Annotated in this window: 17 protein-coding genes; 5 read left to right on the top strand and 12 right to left on the bottom strand. The window is 70.0% G+C overall.

The window, feature by feature from the left end:
- The first annotated feature begins 35 nt into the window (after positions 1–35).
- On the top strand, positions 36–776 hold the full coding sequence (locus tag LO762_RS05515) for a DUF6081 family protein (protein ID WP_230613104.1): 741 nt from the start codon (positions 36–38) through the stop codon (positions 774–776).
- Here the strand turns inward: LO762_RS05515 and LO762_RS05510 are convergent.
- The 4 genes from LO762_RS05510 to LO762_RS05495 form a co-directional block, all read right to left on the bottom strand.
- A complete protein-coding gene (locus LO762_RS05510) occupies positions 769–1,470 on the bottom strand; it encodes an SDR family NAD(P)-dependent oxidoreductase (protein WP_230613103.1) in 702 nt (233 codons plus the stop codon). The two genes, LO762_RS05515 and LO762_RS05510, sit on opposite strands and share 8 nt — an antisense overlap.
- 121 nt (positions 1,471–1,591) lie before the next feature.
- A complete protein-coding gene (locus LO762_RS05505) occupies positions 1,592–2,695 on the bottom strand; it encodes a 3-dehydroquinate synthase II (protein ID WP_308103390.1) in 1,104 nt (367 codons plus the stop codon).
- A 32-nt stretch (positions 2,696–2,727) separates the two neighbouring features.
- Positions 2,728–3,561, bottom strand: a complete 834-nt coding sequence (locus LO762_RS05500; protein WP_230613102.1) for a 2-amino-3,7-dideoxy-D-threo-hept-6-ulosonate synthase — start codon at positions 3,559–3,561, stop codon at positions 2,728–2,730.
- Positions 3,562–3,575: 14 nt separating this feature from the next.
- Positions 3,576–4,841 (bottom strand): aspartate kinase, encoded by a 1,266-nt coding sequence (locus LO762_RS05495; protein ID WP_230613101.1) that lies wholly within the window; start codon positions 4,839–4,841, stop codon positions 3,576–3,578.
- Positions 4,842–5,065: 224 nt separating this feature from the next.
- Here LO762_RS05495 and LO762_RS05490 point away from each other — a divergent pair, with 224 nt between their 5' ends.
- Positions 5,066–7,030: an anthranilate synthase family protein gene (locus tag LO762_RS05490; protein WP_230613100.1), complete on the top strand. Its 1,965-nt coding sequence runs from the start codon at positions 5,066–5,068 to the stop codon at positions 7,028–7,030.
- A 94-nt stretch (positions 7,031–7,124) separates the two neighbouring features.
- On the opposite strand, the gene LO762_RS05485 is transcribed toward LO762_RS05490, so the two are convergent.
- From LO762_RS05485 to LO762_RS05455, 7 genes are read right to left on the bottom strand one after another with little or no spacing between them, the layout of a single operon-like run.
- Positions 7,125–8,015, bottom strand: coding sequence for an aromatic prenyltransferase (locus LO762_RS05485; RefSeq protein ID WP_230613099.1), 891 nt, complete (start codon positions 8,013–8,015; stop codon positions 7,125–7,127).
- A gap of 58 nt (positions 8,016–8,073) precedes the next feature.
- The gene (locus LO762_RS05480) at positions 8,074–9,249 is read right to left on the bottom strand and encodes a hydroxymethylglutaryl-CoA synthase (protein ID WP_230613098.1); all 1,176 of its coding nucleotides are present in this window, start codon (positions 9,247–9,249) and stop codon (positions 8,074–8,076) included.
- A 2-nt stretch (positions 9,250–9,251) separates the two neighbouring features.
- Positions 9,252–10,313 (bottom strand): hypothetical protein, encoded by a 1,062-nt coding sequence (locus LO762_RS05475; RefSeq protein WP_230613097.1) that lies wholly within the window; start codon positions 10,311–10,313, stop codon positions 9,252–9,254.
- A complete protein-coding gene (locus LO762_RS05470) occupies positions 10,310–11,419 on the bottom strand; it encodes a phosphomevalonate kinase (RefSeq protein WP_230613096.1) in 1,110 nt (369 codons plus the stop codon). The genes LO762_RS05475 and LO762_RS05470 overlap by 4 nt, the downstream gene beginning before the upstream one ends.
- The gene (gene mvaD, locus LO762_RS05465; protein WP_230613095.1) at positions 11,416–12,465 is read right to left on the bottom strand and encodes a diphosphomevalonate decarboxylase; all 1,050 of its coding nucleotides are present in this window, start codon (positions 12,463–12,465) and stop codon (positions 11,416–11,418) included. The genes LO762_RS05470 and mvaD overlap by 4 nt, the downstream gene beginning before the upstream one ends.
- Positions 12,455–13,417: a mevalonate kinase gene (gene mvk / locus LO762_RS05460; RefSeq protein WP_230613094.1), complete on the bottom strand. Its 963-nt coding sequence runs from the start codon at positions 13,415–13,417 to the stop codon at positions 12,455–12,457. The genes mvaD and mvk overlap by 11 nt, the downstream gene beginning before the upstream one ends.
- Positions 13,418–13,464: 47 nt before the next feature.
- Positions 13,465–14,553: a polyprenyl synthetase family protein gene (locus tag LO762_RS05455; RefSeq protein WP_230613093.1), complete on the bottom strand. Its 1,089-nt coding sequence runs from the start codon at positions 14,551–14,553 to the stop codon at positions 13,465–13,467.
- Positions 14,554–14,960: 407 nt separating this feature from the next.
- On the opposite strand from LO762_RS05455, the gene LO762_RS05450 reads away from it, so the two are divergent.
- From LO762_RS05450 to LO762_RS05440, 3 genes are all read left to right on the top strand, one after another.
- Entirely contained in the window at positions 14,961–17,540 is a 2,580-nt protein-coding gene (locus tag LO762_RS05450; protein WP_230613092.1) for a LuxR family transcriptional regulator, read from the top strand.
- 355 nt (positions 17,541–17,895) lie between these two features.
- Positions 17,896–19,839 carry a helix-turn-helix transcriptional regulator gene (locus LO762_RS33370; RefSeq protein ID WP_230613091.1) on the top strand — a complete coding sequence of 648 codons (1,944 nt, stop codon included), beginning with the start codon at positions 17,896–17,898 and terminating at the stop codon, positions 19,837–19,839.
- A gap of 328 nt (positions 19,840–20,167) precedes the next feature.
- Entirely contained in the window at positions 20,168–21,175 is a 1,008-nt protein-coding gene (locus LO762_RS05440) for a response regulator (protein ID WP_230613090.1), read from the top strand.
- A 115-nt stretch (positions 21,176–21,290) separates the two neighbouring features.
- Here LO762_RS05440 and LO762_RS05435 read toward each other — a convergent pair whose 3' ends face one another.
- Positions 21,291–21,929 carry an isochorismatase family protein gene (locus LO762_RS05435; RefSeq protein ID WP_230613089.1) on the bottom strand — a complete coding sequence of 213 codons (639 nt, stop codon included), beginning with the start codon at positions 21,927–21,929 and terminating at the stop codon, positions 21,291–21,293.
- Between the last annotated feature and the right edge of the window lie 25 nt (positions 21,930–21,954).

Here is a 21,954-nt window from a genome sequence, read left to right as displayed (position 1 = left end):
TTCGCAGGGTTCCCGGCAGCGTTGATGGTGGCTCCATGAGGTCGGCACTACAGACCAGCCCCTGGACCTACGACGACTTCACGGGCGGCGAGATCGATCCCGCCCGCTGGAGGATCATGTCGATCGCGGGAGCTGACGGCGAGACGCATCAGTACCGGGACCGCAACGCGCGCGTGCGTACCGGGAACGGAAGCCTCGAGTTGACCGTCAACCCGTTCACCCGGTTCCACGACACGGACCCGAGGCAGAACAACGCCAAACAGATGTACCGGTCCGTGCACCGTTTCGCGGTGCCGGACGCGGGCCTGCTCACGTTCGAAGTCGACATGGCGGTGCGGACCTACGAGCAGATCCCCTACAACCTGCTCGACGCCTTCGGCACGGTCAACCTCTTCGACCTGGAGACCGGCGTCGTCCTCAACGCCGCCGCGACCAACGACACCGTCTACGCGGTCGTCGAACGCCTGGTGCTCCCCGGCGTGACCCGCCCAGCCGACCATTACCTCCACCGGGTGGTCCTGGACGTACCCACCGAGCCGGGGCACGAGCACGGCTACGCCATCAGCTACCGGGCCGAAACGTCGCACGTGGAGTTCCACGTGGACGGTCGACTCGCCTACTGGACCCGGCTCCCGGTACCGGTGAGGGGCTTCACCGCGGGCATGGCCCTGTTCTCGGCCCGGGACCTCTCCCGCTACGCTCGCGCGCAGCGGGAGCACGGGCAGGGCGCGACCGGCCGTTGGGGGCCGTGGCGGGTCACGACCGACGTCACATGAGCACCTCTCCGCCGTCGATGTTGAGGTTGACCCCGTTGACGGCGCGGTTCCGCAGCAGGAACTCGATCGCCTCCGTACAGTCCCGCATGGTCACCGGGCGCCCGGTGAGCGCGCGTTTCTCCGCCGCGTCACGGGCGGCGGGCTTGTCACTCCAGAACGGGGTGTCGGCGACGATACTCGGGTGCAGGGCGCTGATCCGGATGGGGGCGAGTTCCAGGGCCAGCGTCCGGACCAGCGCGCTGACGCCGCCGTTCGCGGTCGTGACGGTGGTCGAACCCGGATAGGGCCGGTGGCTGGCCAGACCCCCGATCAGGACCGCCGCGCTCTCGCCGGTCATCTTCGGGGCGAGACGGTGCAGGACCTCGGTGTAGCCGACCAACTTGACGGTGAGCAGGCGTACCGCGTCCGCCGGGCGGTAGTCGCGGACCGTGTTGTGGTCTCGGTCCAGGGCCGACAGGACCAGCCAGTCGACGTGTTCCACGTCCTCCAGTGCGCCGCCGATCGCGTCCGGGTCGGACAGGTCCAGTGCGAGACCGCGGGTCCGTCCTCCGATCTCGTCGGCGACGGCCTTGGTCCGCGCCGCGTCCCGGCCCGTGACGACGACGTCGTCGCCCCGGTCCGCGAACGTCCGGGCGAAGTGCCGCCCGATCCCCGACGTTCCGCCGATGACCACGATCTGGGTGCGATCGGACATTGAGGTGCTCCTCCTTCGAAGAGGCCGAGGGGCGCGTGCTCCCTCAGCCGGTCGTGTCGCCGAGAGCGGGACGGGCGGCCCCGATGACAGGACCGCCCGCGCGTACCGCTCCGCCTGCGGATTACTTCTCGATGCAGAACTCGTCGATGGGATAGCCGACGTGCCGCTGCTCGACCGGCAGGTATCCCAGGACCTTGGTGCCCGGTTCGAGCTCGGTGACGTTGAGCACGGTCCCGCCGGGGCCGAGCAGCCGCACGTGCCAGTCGTCCTGCACGATGAGGTTGACCGGCACGCCCGAGGGCGCGACCGCGTCGATCGCGAGCAGCGGCCGCGTCTCGATCTTCGCCCGGCCGACGGCGACCACCCGCGCGCGGCCCGACGCGTCGACGGCGAGTACCTTGCCGCCGGAGTGCAGCTCGCTGAGGTAGTTGGTGCGGCCGTTGGCCGACAGCGTGTAGGAGTGCAGGGCGCCGGCGTTGACCCGGAACGGCCGGGTCGGCATGTACGGCAGCGGGTGGGTTTCGCTACAGCAGAGGATCATGCCCTGGGAGTGCGAGCCGACCAGGATGCCCTCGTCCAGGCGGAGGTTCGTGCAGGTGTCGACGCAGACGCGCTCGCCCATCCCCACCCGACGGATCCCGGTGACCTCCAACTCCACCAGGGACAGGTCAGCGGTCTCACTGACCGCGGCGGCCTTCAGCTCGGTGGCGTCGCCCACGACCCGCGGCGCGAGCATCACGCCGTCGGAACCGTGCTCCAGCACACCGAAGACGATCTCCGCCTCCTCGACGTCGGCCACCTGGGTGACGATGCCGCCGGTCGCGCCTGCGGCGGCGGCCAGCACGATCTCCAGCGGGATCTTGGTGGGGTCACGGAAGTACAGCAGGCTCCACCTGTCGTAACGGGCCGCGCGGCAGGCGTCCTCAAGGGTGTCCGCGTCCACGATCTCGACGTACCGGCCGAACTCCACGTCGGGGAACCGCGCCGCCAGCTCGGCGGGCTCTCCGTGCGCGACCGGATCGACGATGACCAGGTCGGCGGGCGTCAGCTTCTCCGGCAGCGGCCGACCGAGCAGGAAGAGCACCTTCCTCACGGTCGGGGGAAGGGTCTGCAGGTCGGCGGGGTCGGCGGCGACGATGGCGTCCACCCGCTGGTGGACGGCCTCCTCGATGATGGCTTCCTTGGCTCCGCCGAGGTCACGGATGTCCAGCCAGCACAGCTTCACGGTTGTCTCCTCCAGGGAAGGCCGATGGATTCTCAGGGGGCGAGGATGAGGTGGTTCTCCGCGCCGTTCCCCTCCGGAACGCGCGGCGCTTCATGGACCAGACGGGCGACGGCGGCCGCCATCCGGCCGGGTTGGTCGGCCTGGAAGACGTTCCGCCCCATGGCCACTCCGGCCACGCCGCCGCGCAGCGCGTCGGACACATAGGCCAGGACGGCTTCGGGCTCGGCCAGCCGCGACCCGCCGGCCACGATGACGGGGATCGGGCAGGTCCTGACCACGTCTGCCATCCGCTCGGGGGTGCCGGCGTAGTCCGTCTTCACGATGTCGGCTCCGAGATCGGCCGCCAGCGACGCGGCGTGCGCCACCAGCTCGGGTGCCCGCGAGTCGCCGATCCTCGGTCCACGGACGTACATCATGGCCAGCAGCGGCATGTTCCAGCGGTCGCACTCCCCCGCGACGACCGCGAGGTCCGCGATCTGCCGGGCCTCCGCACGGGATCCCACGTTGACGTGCACGCTGACCGCGTCGGCGCCCAAGCGCAGCGCCTCCTCGACATACCCGACCAGGTACTTCGCGTCGGGGTCCGAGGCGTGCCTGGTGCTCGCACTCAGATGAACGATCAACGCCATGTCGCCGAACCAGCGGTGGTCGATGTGCCGAAGCCGCCCCTTGTGCAGGACGACGGCGTCGACGCCGGTGCCGGCCAGCTCGCCGAGCAGCGGATTCAGGTCGCCGCGGACCAGCGGGCCGTCCGCCACGGAGTGGTCGAGCGGCACGACGAGCAGGCGCCCGTCCTCGTGCCGGAACAGGCGGTGCAGGCGAAGTCCCCGGGCGAACGAGACGTTGTGTACGGCGTGTACGGCCAAGATTCCTGCCTCTCTCAGACGATGGCGGACCGACCCGGCCCCGTGGACGTGACGTCGGGCGGCTCGGCCCGGTCCAGCCGGAACTCGCGGTGCAGGGCCTCGACGGCCTCGACGGTGCGTTCCCTCGGAACGATCACGGACAGCCGCATCTGCGACGTGGAGATCCAGCTCGTCGGAATCCCCGCCGAGGCCAGGGCCGCCATCAACCGGGCGGTGTACGCGGGGCGGCTGAGCAGGCCGCTCCCGACCACCGACACCTTGCCGACCTCGTCGTCGAACTGGACTCCCCCGCCGAAGGAGGCGGTCATCTCGTGCAGCGGTTCCCGCACGGCCTCGGCCTGGCTGCGGCGGATCGTGAAACCCATCCGGAACTCGTTCTCGTAAGCCCCGGACCTCGCCACCAGGTCCACCACCGTGCCCGCACCGGCCAGCACCTCGAACACGTCCGGAGCGAGATCTCGTCGGCCGGACCTGCAGTGCACCAGCACCCGAACGACATCCGTGTCGTGGGTCACCGCGACGACCGCGCGGCGTGTCTCCAGCTCGCGGTCGCCCGGACGGCCCGCGATGATCGTCCCCTGCGCCTGCGAAAGAGCGTTCCGGACCCGCACTTCTACCCCCTCCATGACGGCCAGCTCGACACAACGGCTGTGCAGGACGTTCGCGCCCGCGAACGCCATCTCGGCCATGACGTCGGGCTGGACCCGGGTCAGGCACCGAGCCGCGGGCAGGATGCGCGGATCGGCGCTGAAGACGCCGTCCACGTCGGTGTAGATCTCGCATGCCGACGCCCCCAGCCGGGCCGCGAGCGCCACCGCCGTCGTATCGGAGCCACCACGCCCGAGAGTGACGGTGTCACCGGCCTCGTCAACACCCTGGAACCCGGTGACGACGGCGACCTGGCCGCCGTCCAGCGCGGCCCACACCCGGTCGGCGCCGATTCCCGCGATCAGCGCGTCGCCGGGCCGGGCCGTGGTCCGGATCCCCGCCTGGTGACCGGTCAGCGAGACGGCCGGCACTCCCAGACCGGTCAGCGTCAGAGCCATGAGAGCCGCCGACTCGCACTCGCCCACGGAGAGCAGCTGGTCCAGTTCCCGGGACGAGGAGACCACCCCGACGTCGGCCGCCAGGCCCAGCAGGTCATCGGTCCTTCCGCCACGGGCGGAGACGACCACGACCACCGGCTGTCCGTGCCGCCGTGCCTCCCTGACGCGGAGGGCGGCATGACGAACGCGATCGAGCGTCTGCAGAGAAGTGCCGCCGTATTTCTGAACGAGCACATCCAAAATTCTCACCGCCCTTCCCGAATCAGTACGACTCGACAGTAACCAAGGAGCGGCCGCGGGCCCACTACCCGCTTGAGTAGCCCGCTTCATTCAACACCGCACGCCAGCGTGCGGGCCGTTGGCTGAAATACGGGATAGCGGCATCACGTCATGCGTCCCGCCTTTCTTCGCAGCATCATCCACAAGGGGTGTTCTTGGCTCAGACAAAAGGGAGAGAAATGAACGGTACAGAAGCGGGCACGGTCGGCGCCCCGGACATGCTCAACCGCCTCGGCGCGGACCGGTCGGCCTTCGCGCTGCTCCACCGTCCCGGCTCGACGCGGCACCCACGGGTGGAGGTTCTCACCGGCGACGTGTCCGAGGTCGACAGGCTCTCCGCACTGCCCCTCGCCACCCCGTCGGCGGACGGAGCGCGACCCGACCTTCTCGTCGCCATCCCTTATCGGCAGATCACCGAGCGCGGATTCACCTGCCGCGACGATCACGCGCCACTGCTCGCCATGCGCGTCCGCGAACACGTCGCGCTCGGCCTGGATCAGGTTCTGGCGGCGCTGCCCGAACGGCGTTTCAGCGTGTCGGACGCCGACTTCGACATCAGTGACGACGCTTACGCGGCGACCGTCGAGCGTGTCCTACGCGACGAGATCGGGCGGGGCGCCGGATCGAACTTCGTCATTCGGCGCTCCTTCACCGCCCGGCTGGACGACGACTCCGTCGCCACGGAACTCGCCATCTTCCGCCGACTGTTGACCGGTGAACTCGGCGCGTACTGGACTTTCCTGTTCCACACCGGCTCGGCCACCTTCATCGGCGCTTCACCGGAACGGCATGTGAGCATGCTCGACGGCACCGTCACGATGAACCCCATCAGCGGCACTTACCGGCACCCGGCCACGGGTCCGGAGATCTCCGGACTCCTGGACTTCCTCAACGACCAAAAAGAGGCGAACGAGCTCTACATGGTCGTCGACGAGGAACTGAAGATGATGGCCCGTATCTGCTCCTCGGGCGGCCGAGTGCACGGGCCCTTCCTCAAGGAGATGGCGCGGCTCACCCACTCCGAATACCTCCTGACCGGCCAGAGCGACCTCGACGTCCGTGACGTCCTGCGCGAGACGCTGCTCGCGCCGACCGTGACGGGCAGCCCTCTGGAGAACGCCTGCCGGGTCATCGGACGCCATGAGGTCTCGGGGCGCGGGTACTACGGCGGCGTCCTCGCTCTGATCGGCCAGGACGCCGCGGGCAGCCGGACGCTCGACTCAGCGATCATGATCAGGACCGCCGAGATCTCCCATGGCGGCGGGTTGCGCCTGGGCGTCGGCGCGACCCTCGTCCGTGACTCGGACCCCGGTTCCGAGGCTGCCGAGACCCGGGCCAAGGCCGCGGGGATGCTCAGGGCGCTCGGCCTCGCATCGGAACCCGTCGGAATCGACGGCAGGTCGGCGGGGCCCCGAGCGGCGCCGGCCACCAACCCCCGGATCCGTCTGGCGCTGGCGAGCCGCAACCTCACGCTGTCGCGCTTCTGGCTCGACGGCGGGCACCGCGGCACGCCCGATCCGGTGCTGGCCGGTCGGCGTGCGCTGGTCATCGACAACGAGGACCTGTTCATGGCGATGCTCGACCACCAGTTGCAGTCCCTCGGCCTGCACACCACCGTCAGCCGATTCGACGGCTCCCCGGACACGAGCGGATTCGACATCGTCATCGTCGGCCCCGGCCCCGGAGACCCCCGCGACCTGGCGGATCCGAGGATGGAGGCGCTCCGGACGCTCACCCGTGGCCTCCTGGCCGGCTCCGTGCCTTTCCTCTCCATCTGCCTCGGCCACCAGGCCCTCGCCGCCGAACTCGGCTTCGACATCGTGCGGCGTGCGGAGCCCAACCAGGGCGTCCAGGAGCGGGTCGACCTCTTCGGGAGGTCCGAACTCGTGGGCTTCTACAACACCTACGCCGCCCGCTCCGATCACGACTTCGCTCCCGGGGCCGAAGGGCGCCGGCCCGTGGCGATCAGCCGGAACCGCGAGTCGGGCGAAGTCCACGCGCTGCGCGGCACGGGATTCCGGTCCGTCCAGTTCCACCTCGAATCCATCCTCACCCAGCACGGCCCGAGGATCCTCACCGACCTCCTCGTCTCCCTGCTCGCGGAGGCGGGGGTCACCGCCGCCCCCGTGGGAGCGGCCCGCTGAGCCCGGCCCCGGGCCCACCCGGTTCCGCCGGCCGAGAAGGAGCGGCGCCGGCCAAGGCGGTAAGCCCCGGTCGGCGCCGTCGTTGGTGCGGCCGTCAGATGAAGTTCAGCGTCCCGGAACGCCATTTGTAGTGGGACTCGAGCTTGTAGTACTCCCCCTGCGGTGCCAGCGCGACGCCGTAGACGAACTTGCAGTCCTCGCCCGCGTGAGGAACGCTCTTGACGAACCGCTCGATCTCGGGTTCGACGCGCACGGGGAGCGTGTCGAGATCCGTCGTCGAGACCGCGTAGCAGATCCGCTCGACCCTCGGGGAGTCCCAGCCGAGGGTGAGGTAGAGGCCGAACGCCTGCTCGCCCAACTGGAGCATCCGCCCGCTCGGTTCCACCGCTCCGATCTCGCGGAGCATGGTCAGGATCTCCGTCGAGGTGAAGCACTCGGCGGGGACGTCGTTGAAGTACACGTTCACGGTGCGCGCCGGGTAGTCGATACCGAGCACACCGACCCTGTCGTCCAGGCCGTGACGGGCGAGGAGACCGGCGTTCTCCACCAGTGCGCGCGGCATGGACGGGAGGGTCGCGAGGTCGGCGACCTTCTGCAGGTCGTCGGGGGTGAAGGCGGCGTAGATCTTCTTGAAGCCGCCGACGACGCCGAAGTCGATGCCGTGGCTCTCCACGGGAAACCGCTCGTGGAGTTCCCGGAGAAGGGTTCCGCTCGGGTGCTCCGTCCGTTCGGTCAGGCCTTCGGCCAGCGCGGAACCGTAGGGGTCGCGGTCGTCCGGATGGGTCCTGAAACGGCAGTCGAGTTCCCCCACCTGTCGCAGGGCGGTCGCCACCCGGAACGCGACGACGGCCGAGGGGTGCGCGAAAGCGTCTCCGAAGGCGCTCAGAATCGGCCAGACCCTGTTCCGGGAGAACGCCACCTCCAGCTGTTCGGCCGATTCCTCGATGATCGAGCAGAGTTCCGCCGCCTCAGCGGTTCCCGACATTGGTCCTCCTGGGGGTCGGCGGACGCGCGGTCGGCCGCGCGTCCGCTGGATTTCTCGGTCAGCGCGGCTCGTAGACGCGCTTGTGGCCGGACAGTCCGGCCAGCCGGTACGGACCGGTGGTCTCCCTGAGTACGGGATGGTCACCACCGTCGACGGGGAAGGCGAACTCGTGCAGCTCGCGGTACGTGGCGTAGTCGATCTCCCGCCGGCGGCCGATCGCCTCTCGGTGGGCGTCGGACCGCAGGTGCGCGCGGTACCCCCGGACCACGGTGCCGGCGAAGAACTCGGCGACGCATCCGGAACCGTAGCTGAGGAAGCCGATCGCCTGGCCGGTCAGATCTTCCGGAGCGTCGAGGAGCGCGGCCAGTCCGAGATACAACGAGGCGGTGTAGCTGTTCCCAAGCTCCGCGTTGTAGGCCGTGGTGTTCCCGATCGCGGCGGCGAGCGTGCTCTCCGCGCTGTCGTGGCCGCAGTGGTCGAGCAGGTGCCGGTGCGCCTTGTAGGCCATCTTTGTGAACGGCTGGTGGTAGCAGAACGCGCCGAACTCGCTGAGCGGTCGCCCGCCGCGCTCCGTGTAGTCCTTCCAGGTCCCCTCCACCGCCTGCAGATAGGCGGCGACGGACTCGCTCTTGCTGACCAGGGCGGTCGAGAGGTAGTTGGGACGCCAGAAGTCCATGATGTCCGCGGTGAACAGGCCCGACGGATTCTCGACGCGCACGAGCGCCGGATCCGCGCTGATCAGCAGGGCCACGGCGGCCGCGCCCTGGGTGGCCTCGCCGTGGCTGCCCAGTTCGTACTTCGAGACGTCGCCTGCGATCACGAGGACCTGCTCGGCCGGGTCCCGGTGGACCAGGCCGAGGGCGAACTGCAGCGCCGCGGTCCCGCCGTAGCATGCCTGTTTGAGCTCGACCACCCGGGTGGCCGAGGACAGGCCGAGCAGCGAGTGGACGTGGACGCCCGCCGCCTTCGCCTGGTCGACCGAGCTCTCCGTCGCGAACACGACGGTACGGATCCGGTCGGCGCCGTGCCGGGCGATGACCGGGGCGGCGGCGGCCGCGCCCATGGTGACGATGTCCTCGTCGGCGGCGGGCACGCTCATGGCGACCTGTCCGATGCCGCGGTGGTACTTCGCGGGATCGATCCCCTGGTGGGCGGCCAAGGTCTCGTGCGTCAGGACGAACTCCGTCGTCGCGATGGACAGGTCATGGATTCCGGGGGCGCTGTCCTCGGGCACCGCTAGCCTCCGATCTTCGTTGTGGTGTTCCTTCGTTCCAGCAGCAGGTGCGTCCGCATCAGCTCACCGGGGTTCGTCTGCGCCGCCAGAAGCGAGAGTTCACCGCACAGGACGGTCGCCGCCGCGATGACCGCGAGCCTGCGCGCGTTCGCACCGGGTTCGCGCGGTTCGCGGCAGCCGAGCCGGGTGAGGTTCGCCTCGACGAAGTCGAGTCCCTTCCCGTTCCCGACCGTGCCGACGACCAGGTTCGGCAGAGTGCAGGAGAAGTACAGGTCGCCGTCCCGGTCCTCGGCCACGGTGACGCCCTGGGAGCCTTCGACGATGTTGGCCGCGTCCTGCCCCGTCGCCAGGTAGAACCCGAGCAGCATGTTCGCGTAGTGGGCGTTGGCCGAACGGATCCCGCCGGCGAGCAGGGTGCCGATCAGGTTCTTGCCCACGTTGAGTTCGGCCACGGCGGCCGCGGAGGTGTGCAGCGTCCGGCGGACGATGTCGCCGGGAACGAGGATCTCGGTCACCACGTTCTTGCCGCGGCCGAGAATACCGTTGATGGCGGTGGCCTTCTTGTCGGTGCAGTAGTTCCCCGAGATCGAGCCGTAGGAGATGCCGGGGACGGTGCGCAGAATGTGCGTCAGGAGCGTGTCGGCGGCCAGCGTCGCCATGTTGTGGCCCGACGCGTCGCCGGTGGTGAACTCGAACCGGAGGAACAGCAGGTTGGCGGCGATCTCGTGCCGGAGCCCGACCAGTTCGATGAACCTGCCGCAGCCGCGGGTGGCCTTCCGCAGATCGTCCAGGGCGGCGTCGACCGCCTGGGCGGCGAGGTGGGCGGTCCGCGCGTCCTCCGCTTTGACGTACACCGAGCGGGTCATCCGCTCATCGACCAGCGTCGCCACGATGCCGGACTCGACCATCGTGGAGACTCTCGCGCCACGGCTGACGGAGGGCCACAGCGGAGACTCGTAGGTGGCCAGCGGGACCTTCGTCTCGGTCGTCGCCGCGTTGCCTGAGATTCTGAGCGGCCCCACCCATTTCATGGGGACGCCGGCCACCGCCGACCCGTCGCTCATCGGGTGCCTCCCGTCGCCGGCTGGACGTGGACCGGCAGCGGAAGCACCCCTGCGGCGGTCCATCCGTCCCGCATCCTTGTGGTTTCCCGCGCCGCCCAGGCGTCCAGGAGCGCGATGCCGCAGTCGCCCCCGCCGGCGCCCGAGGGCTTCGCCGCCGCGCCGACAGCCTCGGCGGCCTCGCACAGCGCGGCCAGGCCAGGTGTGAAGACGCCCAGCCCCGCCTCGTCGTCCAGATCGGCGAGCAGTTCCCGGGCGCACCGGACCCGGTACGCCAGCTCGCGGTCCTCGCCCTGTTCGAGAGCTCGGATCGCCGCGCTCACGCACTCGTCGCTGCGGTCCGTGAATCTCCGTTGCGACGTGCTGCCCCACCAGTCGCTCCCGAGCCTCCCGGCGAGCGAGTCCGTGCTGGCGGGACGGCCCGTCCACCCCACGTGCAGCGTGAGTCCTCGCGGCGGAGGAAGCCGTCGCAACCGGAAGCCCGGCCACGGTGCCCGGATCGTTTCCGCGACGCCGATGCGCTCCGCCATGTCCAGCACCGCGGCCCGGTCTGGCGACCGGTAGGCGATCCAGCCGCCCCAGACACTCGCGGCGAGGTCTCCGCCGGACGAGCCCGTGCCATGCCGCGCCGTCGCGAGCAGCGCCAGCCGGAAGCGTGTCTCGTCCGGCACCTCGATACCGCAGAACGCGGCGACGGCGGACACCGTGGCGACCGTGACCGCACCGCTCGACCCCAGGCCCAGCTTGGTGCCTTCGCTGTGCAACCGGCTCGTGATCGACAGCTGAAGGGGCGGCGCCCGCAGGCCGCGCTCGGCGAGCAGCCCGTCGACCTCGTCGATCGCCGCCACCACGTGCGAGAGGTGGGTCGGCACCGGGTACCCGTCATCCAGGCCGACCAAGCCTGCGTCACTCCGGCGCAGGCGCACCGTACCGGGCACGAGGTCGGATCCGATCACCACGTCGGGGCCGTCGGACGCCGATACGGTCACGCTGACGTGCCGGTCCACCGCGACCAGGACCGCCGCGTGGCCCGGCTCCATCACCGCGTACTCCCCGACGACGAACAGCTTTCCCGGCGCCCGCCGGGTGACCGTACGGGGGGCCGTCACTCTCCGACCCCCGGACGGAGGCGGGCACCCGGCCCGCGGCCCGCGGTGACCGTCGAGAGTCCGGGAACGGAACCGCGGATCGTTTCCGCGACATGCGCGGCGTCCGTCCGGTGACAGAGGATCTTCACGTTCGGCCCGGCATCGATGGTCGCGTAAGCCGGCACGCCGGACTTCCGCAGATCCGACACGGCGTCGAGCACCGTCAGGGTGGCCGCGGACAGGTAGCGGACCGCCGGCCGCGCGGCGAGCATCGTCGCGTGCATGCCGAGGCAGTTCCGCTCGGCGACCTCCCCCACCGCCTCCAGGTCACCGCGTTCCAGGGCGATCCGTATCTCGGCGAGGTCCGCTCTGCTCGACTCCGCCCATGCCGGGTAGAGCGGTGAGGTCTCGACCGTGCGCCGCATGGCCGCGCGACTGGAGACGGCTTTGGGCGCCCTGTCCACCATCGCGACGACCATCGCCGGGTCGAACTCGGGGACGGTCACCGGCTCGGCGTACGAACTCAGGTCCGCGGCGTCTCCGGAGCCCCGGCCCGCGTGACAGATCGCGAACCCGTCGAAGAGGGACCGGCTCGCCGACGCCGAACCGCGCCGGGCCAGGCGCGACATCTCGGTGCGATCGAGGTCGAGCCCGTAGGCGGCGGCCGCCGCGACGGCGAGCGCGGCGAAGCCGCTCGCCGAGGAGGCCAGGCCCGCCCCGGTCGGTACGGAGTTCCGGGTCTCCACGTCGGCGGCTTCGGTGCTCCCCGCCCTCTCCCGCACCAGGTCCAGGAAGGCGATGACGCGCCGCCGCTGCTCTCCCGCCGCGGGCATGCCGTTGAGCGTGACCGTGTCGGTTCCGATCGCCGGGCCGAGCCGGACGGTGGTGGTCGTGGGGAAGACGTCCAGGGTCATCGACAGGCTGTCGACCAGCGGGATGACGAGCTGTTCATCGAGTTTGCCCCAATATTTGATCAGTGCGATGTTGGGATGGGCGACGGCCGTCGCGTGGCGACCGGAGACGGGCACGGACGGCCTGGCCTGTTCCACCCGGTGGTCAGTCGACATGACTCGCGAGCCTCCTCATGGGCACGATCCAGGTCCGGGTGGCACCGGCCTCGCGGAGGGTCCGCCCGAGTTCCTCCGCCGCGCCCGGCCCACCGGCCAGCGCGATCACGCATCCACCCAGCCCGCCGCCGCTGATCTTGGCGCCTGGGCTTCCCGCCATGAGCGCGGCCGCTACCAGTCGGTCGATCCGGTCCGTACTGAGCCCGAGTTCCTGGAGCAGGACGTGGTTCTCGGTCAGCCGCGCGCCGAGGCCGGCCAGGTCGCCCTGCTCGAGGTCGCGGACGGCTCCGCCGGTCAGGCCGGACGCCCTGCTGACGAACTCCTCCTTGGCCTGCGCGTCGTGCTCGAACCTCCGCCGCACCAGTTCCACGGCCTCCTTCGTGCTGCCGCCGACACCGCTGTCCGCGATCACGAACCGTCCCTCGAAGTTCGTGGAGAGCTCCTGCACGACGCCCGAGCGGAAGAGGACGGGTGAGTCGGAGCCGGTCGCGACCGCGTCGATACCGCTCGCCCGGCCGTGCGCCACGTTCTCCGACGCCTGCACGAGCCTGAACACCGTCGCGGCGTCGAGGCCGAAGCCGCAGAGGTCCGCGAGCGCCAGCACGGCCGCGCGGGCGCAGGCGGCGCTGGAGCCGAGCCCGCGGCCCTGCGGAACAGCGCAGTCCACCACGACGTCGACGCATAGGTCGTCGCTGAAGCCGGTCGCCTCCCTGAACTCCGCCAGCATCTGTCGTGTGCCGTCCCCCGGCAGGGGCGCCGAGGCGGCAGGGCCGGGGCCGGCGATCGTGAAGGAGATCCCCTCCCCGCCGTCGTCCGGGCAGGGAACACGGGTGGCACGTGCCGTGGCCGTCAGGAACGGGATCGGCACGGCCAGGGCCGGAGCGCCGTACACCACGGCGTGCTCCCCGAGCAGAATGGCCTTGCCGTGAGCCCGGCCAGTGCCCGAGTCCACCGCGAGTCGTCCATGACCGACGAGAGCGCCGGAGTCCGCCATCGCCATCACCGGGCCCGCTGGGTCGCCCTGATCGCCAGCTCCGCGAGCTGTTCCTTCGCCGCGACGGCGGTGCCGCTCGCTTCGAGGACGGCGAGGGCGTGGTCGGTCAGGACCTCGATCTGCTGCTCGATGTCGCGCACGGCGCCGACGTCGAGGAGTACTCCACGGACGCGGGCCAGCTCGTCCTGCGACAGATCCGTGCCGACCTTCTCCCGGAGAAACGCCGCCGCACCCGGATCGTGCTCGTCGGCGCGCCGGAGCGCCGTCGCGAGCAGCACGGTGCGCTTGCCCTCGCGGAGATCGTCACCGGACGGCTTTCCCGTCACCTCGGGGTCGCCGAACACACCCAACAGGTCGTCCCGGAGCTGGAACGCCATTCCGATGTCGGCTCCGAAGGCCCGGTAGGCGGCGACCAGATCCGCGTTCGCGCCAGCGAGCACGGCGCCGAACTGCAGCGGCCGCTGAACCGTGTACGACGCGGTCTTGTACCGGTTGACGCGCAGAGCCGACTCGACGTCCTCGGCTTCGCTCGCCTGGTTGTTCAGATCGAGCAGCTGGCCGTAGAGGACCTCCGACCGCACCGCGGACCACACCTGTCCGAGTCCGGCTTGGACGTCCGCGGGCAGACCCGAAGTACGGATCATGTAGTCGGCCCAGACCAGCGCCACGTCCCCGATCAGGATGGCGGCGCCCGTGCCGTACGCGGCGGGGTCGCCCGAGTAACGACGCGACCGGTGGCGCTCGGCGAAGGTCACGTGCGCGGCGGGACGGCCGCGCCGGGTGAGGGACGCGTCGATGATGTCGTCGTGGATGAGGCCCGAGACGTGGAGCAGTTCAAAACCCGCACAGGCTCTCAGCACCGCCGGGGCCACCGGGCCTGCCGGGTCCCCGCCGGCTCCGATCCAGCCCAACCAGGCGACCAGGGGGCGGATGCGCTTCCCGCCGCCCAGAACGTAGTCCTCCAGTTCGGCGATCGTGTCCGTGAGGTCCTGGCCCAGGTGCTCGGCCTCGGCGCGACGTTCCGCGAAGAAGCCCCTGAGCGCCGCGTCGACGGCGGTCGGCGCCACGGCCGACTCGGCATGGCTGATGGTCATGGTCTCATTTCCCGGTCGAAGCGACTGTCCGTCTCACACTCGTGCATCGCGGGGCTCCATCGATTCACTGACCGCCGGACATATTCGTGGTTCGGCTGGAAGACTCGTCAGGAACGGCCGGCGGCCCTCAGGGCGACAATTCATTCCCGGCCCCGCGACCGGACCGTCCGGATATTTCATCTGCCTGGCTCAGAACGGTAATCGCGTGACGTGGACCTGCCCACTACCCGCGTGGGTAGTACTCGCCCGTCCCGGCACACGGCTCCTGGTCTTCGCTCGGGACCGGCGAGACTACTCATTCCGACAGGCCCGGACTCATTGACCGGGCACGAGGGCTCATCGAGCATTGACGATCTACACCCACGGCGTGTGTTGGGCGATTCTCCTGACCAGAATGGGGGGCATTCATGCACACACTGGCAGGCCGCGAACAAGTCCTTTCCGCGTTGGGCGGCCATCTGGACGCCGCCGCTCGGGGCTCCGGAAGCTGCGTCATCGTCGAGGGGACGTTCGGTTCGGGCAAGTCCCGCCTCCTCAAGGCCGTCGCCCTGGAGGCCGCGGAGCGCGGCCTGACCGTGCTCTCCGGGCGGGCGAGCGCTACCGAGCAGCCCCTCCCGGTCCCCCTGCTGGTCACCTTCCTGCGGCACGTGACGCCCGACCAGGCCGGCCTCGACGATCTGGCCGACCCCGACCGGAATCACTTCTGGGTGGCCGACCGCGTCGGGGAGCTCGTCGAACGCGCGACGGGCTCGCACCCGTTGCTCATCGTGCTGGACGACGCCCAGTGGATCGACGACGCGAGCGCCATGGCCCTTCGGGGCCTGGTGCAGTCCCTCGCCTCCGCACCCGTCCTGTGGCTGCTCGGGCGCCGACCGGTCGCCACCCGGTCGCTCGCCCAGCAGGCCGTCGACTGGCTCATCGACCACGTCGCGGTCCGGCTCCGGCTGGGGGCTCTGGACAACGAGGCCGTCATCGCGTTGTGCGCCGACGTTCTCGGCGCCAAGCCGGATTCCTCCCTTCTCTCGTGGGCGGCCCGGTGCGGCGGCAACCCATGGCTGATGGAGAACCTCTTCGGATCGCTCCTCGAAGCGGGTCAGGTGGTCATCGTGAACGGCACGGCCTCGGTTGTGGCCGAGAGCCTGCCCGACAGCGTCATCGCCGACATCGGCCGGCTGCTGGAGGAGATACCGCCCCGGGTCCGGCGCCTGCTCGCCCAGGGCAGGAGGATCGGACGCACGTTCACCGTCGAGGCCGCGGCGGCGGAGCTCGGCGAACCCGTCCTGGACCTGGCCTCCAGCGCCGACGTGGCCGTTGAGGCGGGCCTGGTGCGCAGGACCGGCGAGGAGCTGGCGCTCGCCCACGACCTCATCGGGGAGGTGCTCCAGCGCGCCGAGTTCCCCGTGTCCGCGCACGAAGCGCCGACACACGGGTCCGTCCCGCCCACGGTGGTCACGATCGGCGCCCGGCGCAAGGAGGAGGACGAAGGCATACGATCGGGAAATCTCGCCTCGACCGTGCGGCTCCGGCCGGTCAGCGGCCCGGGAGCCCGCCTCGAACCCGCGCTCGCCCACCTGGCGGTGCGTCCCCCCGCCGCGTACGGATGCGGGTGCGAGCAGGCGGTCGCACCCGCGATGAAGGTTCTGGTGGAGCCGCGCGACGGGACGTCATCGCTCCTGGCGCGCGCCCTGCGGCTGCTCGCCGGGGCGGGGCGGGACGCCGAGGCCGGTCGCCTCGCGGACATCGCCCATCGCTCCGGGCCGTACCGGACGCTCGTCGAACCCCACCGCCTGAGCGGTCCGCCCGACCGGATCGCCTCGCCGCGGAGCACACCGGCGTGTTGCGGCTCAGGCGAACGGCCGCTGTGGACGTGGTTGGTGCGGGCGCTCGGCGCGGCCGACCGGTTCGAGGAGGCGGCGGCCGTCTGCGGAGCCGTCCGGCTGGAGTCGGAGAGGCTCGGCGAACCCCTGCCGGAGTCGCTGTGGCACGGGCTCCGCGCCGAACTCCTGATCGCGACGGGCCGGCTTGAGGAAGCGCGCGCCGAGGCGGAGTCCGCGCTGCTGGTGACGGCGCACTCGGCACCGGCGGATTCCGTGCCCGCCCGCCTCGTCCTGGCCCGGCTCAGCCTGCGGTCGGGCGACCTCACCGCCGCCGACGACCGGCTGCGCACGGCCGAACGTCTGGTACTCGGCGAGCGCGCCGCCGACCGGGGCGCGATGGACCTCGCCTTGGCACGGTTCCATGCCGTCGGCGGGCGGCCGTCGATGACGGTCCGGACCCTGGTACCTCCGGACGGGCGGATCGCCACCGACCTCCTTGTGTCCGGCCTGGCGCCGACCGCGGCCGCGACCGTGGCGGGACTGGCGGAACAGGCGGGCCACGGAGCCGAAGCGGCACGGATGGTCGAGCTCTTCAAACGCCTCGCTGAGCAGCACCCTGAGGTCCCCTCCCTGCGAGCCGCCGCGGAGCATGCCGAAGGGGTCCTGCAGGGGGACCTCGCCGCGTTGCACCGTTCCGTGGCGCACTACCGGCGCGCCGGTCGTCCGCTGGCCGCCGCCGGTGCGCTCGAGGACACCGCGCGGGAGGAGTGGGGCCAGCGCGACAGGTCCCGGGCGATCCTGCTCCTTGAGTCCGCACTGGACCTCTATCTGAGCTGCGGGGCGCGGCGGGACACCGGCCGGGTGCAGGAGCGGCTGCGCGAACTGGGCGCGCAGGAGGTCCGCGGGACAGGCAGGGAGCGGCCCAAGACCGGCTGGGAGAGCCTCACGAGCGCGGAGCTCAGAGTCGTCCGGGCGATCGTCGACGGCCGCACCAACCGGGAGGCCGCGAGCGTGCTGTTCCTGTCACCGCACACCGTCGACAGCCATCTGCGGAAGGTGTTCGCGAAGCTCGACATCAACAACCGCGTCGAACTGACCAAGTATTTCCTCGTACACAGGGCACTGTCGCCCGGGACGGAAACCTCGGTTCAAGCCGGTGTCGCCGTCTGATCAGGGTGCGTGACCATGCCGGACGATCCGCCTGCGGCGACGTACCGGCCCAGGTCGTGATCCATGACAAATGTCATGCCCGACACCAGACAACAGTAACCCGTGGATCGGAGCAGAACGCATGCCTCGGGCGTGACAAATTCTCTCTGGAAACACCAGAAAATGCAGGCGATGATGACCCTCATGACGGTGATCAGGAAGCCGGCCGGTTCTGCGAGGAACCAACGACTACGACCTGAGGCGCACGACCGCCACCCTGGATCTCCCCGGCTCCGCGAATTCTTTTCACACAAAAGACGAGCCCACAATGCGTGCTCAGGTCACAGACGCCAGAGAGAGTCGGGGTTGTGACAACGTGACCGTGACAGAAAACCATGAATCAGAAGCCGTTTTCAAGGCGGACAGGCAGGTCCCCGGTGCACCCCCCGGGTCCGGCATGGACCACGACCTGCTCGACTGCGCAACGGGTGCCTGCATGGATGTCCGGGTTCTTGCTGAATCCGTCCTCGGGTTGGCGGAGGAGGGGATCGCCAAAGAACAGCACGAGGAAGTCCACCCGCCCGGACAGCGGCCGCCGCACAAGGTGTTGGCACTGGTGAAGCAGCGCCTGGACGGGCTGAGCCGGGATTGCCGACAGTTCCTGAAGGTCGCCGCGATCCTGGGGCGATCCTTCATGCTGGACGACGTCTCCCGCATCCTCGACCGGTCCTCGGCCTCCCTGCTCACGTCCCTGGACGAGTCGATGGCCTCGGGTTTCCTCGTCATCGCCGGGCATCAGTTCGCGTTCCGACACGATTTCCTCTGGCAGGGGGTGATCGAGACGATTCCCGCTCCCGCGCGCCGCGCGATGCGTCGCGAGGCCGGAGACCACGCCGAGCGTCGGCCTGATCCGCCCCGGGAAACGGCCGGGACCTCCCCCGGAGCGGGCCCGGCGGCTCACGAGCTGATCATGGTGGGCGAGGTGGAGGCGGGGATAGCGGTCGCCCGGGAAGCCCTCTCCCGCCCCGGCACCCCGGCCTCGGACAGGCTCGAAGCGGAAGCGTCCATGATCCTCGGCTATTCGTTGCTGAACAGGCAGGAGGCAGTACTCCTCTCGGAGCGAATCCTGCGAGCGCGCAGAGGCGGCAGCCACGGCGACGTGGCCACGATGATGGCGCTCACGACCCTTTCCACCGCACGTTGGCTCGCTGGGGAACTAGCCGAGGGCCTCACCCTGGGACGCGCCGCGGCACGATACGCCGAGGCCGCCCCTCCCGTGTGGCGCCTTTACTCCCTGCTCACCCTGGCCGGGAAGCTGGCCGACCTCCGCGAGTTCGACCAGGCCGAGTCGCTCATCGACGAAGTGGCGGCCGGCCTGCGCGGATCACCGGCGCCGGGCCTGGCCGCAGTGCCCGCGGCGATGCGGTCCCGGCTGCTCCTCCAGGCGGGGCAGTTCGAAGAAGCCCAGCGCCAGGCCGAGTCCGCCGTCTCCCTGTCCGGACGGGACGGCATCACCGCGCTTCGCCCCTTGGCGCTGTCGGTCCTCAGTTCCGCGGCCCTTTCCCGCGGGGACCTGTCCGCCGCCGTACAGCACCTTCACCGGATGAAGGAGGAGATGCCGGAAGGGCGAGCGGTGCTCGAATCAACACAGTACGCCTGGGCGGAGCTGCGCATCGTCATGGCGGTGCGGGGACCTCGGGCGGCCTTCGATCTGCTGTCCCGCGAGCACCAGGGGCTTGCGACCCGACGGAGCCTGTACGTGGAGGAGCCGGGTGCCGCCGCTTTCCTGGTCCGCCTCGCCCTGGCCGTGGGCGACTCCGACCTGGAGCACAGCGTCCTCACCACGATCGACAACCTCGCGAGCGGCAATCCCGGTATCTCCGTCATCGGCCTCGCGGCCATGCACGCCCACGCCCTCGCGGACCAGAACCCGGCCGCGCTCCAGCGTGTCACCGCCCAGTCCCCGGATCCGTTCTCGGTGGCCCTCGCCACGGAGGATTTCGAGAGGTTCCTCGCCACCCACTCCGCGACGACGGACCAGTCGGCCGCGATATCCAGCCATTCCCCCGAGGAGGCCGACGACTGGTCGGGCCTCTCCCCCATGGAACGGCGCATCGCCCATCTGGTGAGCCTGGGACTGACTAATCGACAGATCGCCAAACAGATCCACCTTTCGGCCCACACTGTTAATTACCATCTCCGGAAGATCTACAAGAGACTGGACATCAACACCCGCGCGGAACTCGCCCGTGGGGCCGCGATCCATTACCCGGACGAGAACGGCACGATCCCCACGGATCGCGATAACCATTCATCTTAGAGAGGCCCTCGCAGGTCCGGGCCGACCGCCCACCGAGCCGACCGTCCGGAAGTCTGCCAGACTATCCCACGACAAGATCAACTGTCAATAGTCAATCAGCGGTCGAATAATGGTCTTGATGGAGAAGTTCCCGATCGCTATAGTCCGTTCAGTGCCTGTGTGAAATCCACAGAAGCGGGGGCAGCGGTGTGACTTTCTTCGTGATCAGCCATTACGCGAGGTCATCCGCGAGAGGGCGATTCAGTTGAATGACGTATGTTCTCCCGCCCCCGCGTCGAAGAAGACCTCCGCTGTACTCATCGTCGACCGCTGCGCGGGGCTCGAATTGATGGCCGTGCTCAACACCGCCGCGGAGCTGGAGGTGGTCGGCGAGGCGTCAGGCGCGGAGGAGGCCGTGACCCGAGCCGCCCGGCTCCAGCCGGACGTCGTCGTGATGGACACCCGCGTCCTCGGCTCGGACGAGATCACCACCGTAGAGCGCCTGCGCGACCTGGCAGTTCCTCCCAAGATCCTGATTCTCTCCACACACGGCCAGTACGACCGGTTCCGTCCGGTGCTGCGAGCCGGTGCGGCGAGCCTGATCAGCAGGGACGCCCAGCCGGACCAGCTGCTGACCGCGATCGCCGCCGTCGCGGCAGGCCACCTCGTCTGGCCCCCGTGCCTCCCCAGCCGACTGTTCGCGGAACAGACCGTCAGTGCGCCACTACCCGCTTCCGGCACCGGAACGCACAAGGCGCCTGAGCGGGCGGACCCGGCCGCGTCGAGCGTAAGAGCGGAGCCGTCCGCCCGGGATTTCCACGATCTGCTCGGCCGGAGCCTCGCCGCCCTCAACCGCAAGAGCGAGCTGGTCGCGCAGTTGCTCCCCGACCAGCCAGAGCGGGCACGGGCGGAACTGGAGGCCGTGTGCGTGTTCGCGCGCAGGTCGATCTCCGAGGTCCGGGCCCTGGCACGTGGGCACCGGCTGGGGGAACTGTCCACCGAGATCGAGGAGATCCGCTCCGACCTGGAGATGATGGGCGTGAGCGTGGAGGTCATCGGTGCCCTCGGTGCGCTGCCCAAGCCCGTCCAGGACACGTTCGGATGGGTGGCCCGGGAGGCCGCGGCCAACATCATCCACCACAGTGACGCCACGACCTGTTCGATCGACGTGTGGACCACCCGGTGGTCCGGTCATCTCCGGATCGTCAACGACGGTGTGCGAGAACAGGGCGCGCAGGACGGGACCGGACTCGCGGGTCTGACGGGGCGCCTGCAGGCCATCGGCGGCACGCTCGCCCATGGCCTGGGCCCCGACCTCACCTACTACGTAGAGGCCACGGCACCGTTGGACTGGTAGAACGGTCCAGGAAGAGGTGCAGGATGATCAAGGTCGTCATCGCCGAGGACAAGGAGCCGGTGAAAGGCCGAGCACCGGCTCTGGACCGTGCGCCCGGCCCCGGTCCGGGGTCGTCTCAGGTCTCCAGAGCCGTCAGCACGTCCGCCGTCGACATCGGCACCGCGCAGCGCTCGGCCGCGTAACGAAGCGCCAGCTCGTGATGTTCGAGAGAGAAGTCGGCCAGGGCGTCCGCTACGAGAAACGGCTGGATGTCGAGGCTGAACGCGTCGGAGACGGTCATGAGGCATCCGACATGGGCGTAGACCCCGCAGACGATCAGCTGGTCGCGTCCTTGGCGCCGGAGCCGCTCCCTCAGGTCGCTACGACAGAACGCGCTGTAGCGCCACTTGGTCAGCACCGTCTCGCCCTCCTCGGGGGAGACGTCTGCGACGATCCCGCGATCGGACTCGTCCTTGCCCATCCCCGGGCCCCACAGGTCGTACAGCAGCCCGCGCTCCTCGCGGGTCATGCCGCCCGGCTGGGCCGTGTACATCACCGGTACGCCGACGGTACGGGCCGCGGCGACGAGCTTCGCCGAGTTGGCCAGCAGGTCGCTCAGCGGGGAGCTCCCCGCCGCGAACGGACGCAGGAAGTAGTGCTGCATGTCGTGTATCAGGAGGACGGCCCGGTCCGGATCGGGACGCCAGGGCAGCACCGCCTTCGGCAGATCGCCGCCACCGGGTACGTGGTACGACGTGATCGGGGTTATGGCCACCGTTCTCCTCCTGGTTCCGGTGAGA

It is taken from the genome of Actinocorallia sp. API 0066 (assembly GCF_020991275.1).
Taxonomy (GTDB): domain Bacteria; phylum Actinomycetota; class Actinomycetes; order Streptosporangiales; family Streptosporangiaceae; genus Actinocorallia.
The sequence above is the reverse complement of the archived record's forward strand: the minus strand, read 5'-3'. Positions and strand labels throughout refer to the sequence as shown.

Excerpts from the sequence above, each read along its gene's own strand:
- LO762_RS05440 (WP_230613090.1), top strand. The coding sequence starts at position 20,168 with ATGGCCGTGCTCAACACCGCCGCGGAGCTGGAGGTGGTCGGCGAGGCG.
- LO762_RS05490 (WP_230613100.1), top strand. The coding sequence starts at position 5,066 with ATGAACGGTACAGAAGCGGGCACGGTCGGCGCCCCGGACATGCTCAAC.
- LO762_RS05455 (WP_230613093.1), bottom strand. The coding sequence starts at position 14,553 with ATGACCATCAGCCATGCCGAGTCGGCCGTGGCGCCGACCGCCGTCGAC.
- LO762_RS05475 (WP_230613097.1), bottom strand. The coding sequence starts at position 10,313 with ATGAGCGACGGGTCGGCGGTGGCCGGCGTCCCCATGAAATGGGTGGGG.
- LO762_RS05450 (WP_230613092.1), top strand. The coding sequence starts at position 14,961 with ATGCACACACTGGCAGGCCGCGAACAAGTCCTTTCCGCGTTGGGCGGC.
- LO762_RS05515 (WP_230613104.1), top strand. The coding sequence starts at position 36 with ATGAGGTCGGCACTACAGACCAGCCCCTGGACCTACGACGACTTCACG.
- LO762_RS05485 (WP_230613099.1), bottom strand. The coding sequence starts at position 8,015 with ATGTCGGGAACCGCTGAGGCGGCGGAACTCTGCTCGATCATCGAGGAA.
- mvaD (WP_230613095.1), bottom strand. The coding sequence starts at position 12,465 with ATGTCGACTGACCACCGGGTGGAACAGGCCAGGCCGTCCGTGCCCGTC.
- LO762_RS05510 (WP_230613103.1), bottom strand. The coding sequence starts at position 1,470 with ATGTCCGATCGCACCCAGATCGTGGTCATCGGCGGAACGTCGGGGATC.